At 41.2% G+C, this 1,571-nt stretch carries 1 protein-coding gene; it reads left to right on the top strand.

Annotated features, from left to right (window positions below; translation table 11 throughout):
• Positions 1 to 75: 75 nt before the first annotated feature.
• Positions 76 to 1,571, top strand: a 1,496-nt coding sequence (locus tag H5232_RS23150) for a DUF2235 domain-containing protein (protein WP_182831635.1), incomplete at its 3' end; no start/stop codon positions are given.

A 1,571-nucleotide genomic window follows, 5' to 3' on the forward strand; every position in this document is an offset into this window, starting at 1 on the left:
CAACAACTACAGGTAGACGGCATTGCAGGGCCGGTTACTAAAAGCCGTCTTGTTTATGTTTATGGAGCCTAAGTTATGAGCCAAGCAATGCCCATGGCAGTCAATAAAGTTAACACACTGGTTATCAAAACAAATGTTGGTGCGTTACAAAAAAATATTATAGTTAAAGTGGTTGGTGATGTAGATATAAAAGCGCAGTTGTTTAGCCAAGGTAGCGCAGTTAACTTGGAGCTACAGGGCAATCAACAATACCACTTTAAAAACCTGTCACAACAAGCGCTTTATACCTTAAAAGTAATTATAGCGGGCGAAGCAGAGTTAACCCTTATTAACGAACAAAGCTTTGCAGATTATTTCGATCCATTAAAGGTTCAGTCATTCAAGATTGGTGAAAAAGGCGGGCCGCAATTACTCGAACATAAAATATTACCAAAAGGCCATATTGAAATAACCTTGCTCGCAGAACCCCCTAGCTTTGGGGTGTTCTTTGATGGCACGGGAAATAACCGCCTTAACGACATACAAGATTCAACCGACGGCAAAGAACCGACTAATGTGGTTAAGCTTTACGAATTGTATCCAGCAGAAGACTTTCAAGCACGTCATTATGAAGAAGGTATAGGTACTAAAGCCCACGAAAGCGATTCAACCTTAGACATGGGTTTAGCGTTTAGTTTTGATGAGCGAATTAAAAGGTCTTTACTCGAAATGGAAGCATATTTGATTCGTAATTTATTTAAAACTATTAAAGTTTGCTTTATTGATGTATTTGGTTTTAGCCGAGGTGCCGCGCAAGCGCGAGCATTTGTTAATCAAGTGAATGCGATATATAAAAATGATCCACAGTATTGGGGCGGTATTAAGCCGGTTATTCGCTTTGTTGGTTTATTCGACAGCGTTGCATCTATTGGTGGCGATGGTGATAACAACCACAGTGAGTTTTATGCCAATGATGAGCTTGATTACTCTGTTAATTTAAACCTAGCCAATAGTAGTGCGGGGTTTGTAATGCACTTGGCGGCGTTTGATGAAAAGCGTGATAAATTTCCACTCAGCTCATTACGTACCCGTAATAAGCAGCTCCTTAAAAACCAGCAAGAGATTGAATTACCGGGTGTGCACTCAGATATTGGCGGCGGTTATGGCCCCGTAGAAACAACCATATTATACCCGTGGCAATATATTGCAGGGCAAGCCGGAGAGCCTGAACATGATAAGGAATTGGCGCAGCTTAAAAAGTCACTTGAGCAAAAATATTATTGGCCAACAATTAATATTGAATTTAAAGCAAGTAGGCCAAGAGTAAACAGGCAACCAAAACGCATTCGCAATAAACCAGAAGATACAATTTACACAGGTTATAAACCGTATTGGCGGCGCAATTTGAATAATACCTTACCCCATTATAGCCTAGCGCTAATGCATGAAACGGCGGTTAACCAAGGGGTGCCACTACAAAGCTTAACGGAACTTGCTAACCGCAAACAAGCTGACGGCCAAGCTATACCTTATATTTTACCTAACGAGCTTAAAGCACTGGTTGATAGCGCCCGTAGCTTTGGCCCACAAAG

It is taken from the genome of Pseudoalteromonas sp. SG41-5 (assembly GCF_014164495.1).
Classification (GTDB): Bacteria; Pseudomonadota; Gammaproteobacteria; order Enterobacterales; family Alteromonadaceae; genus Pseudoalteromonas; species Pseudoalteromonas rhizosphaerae.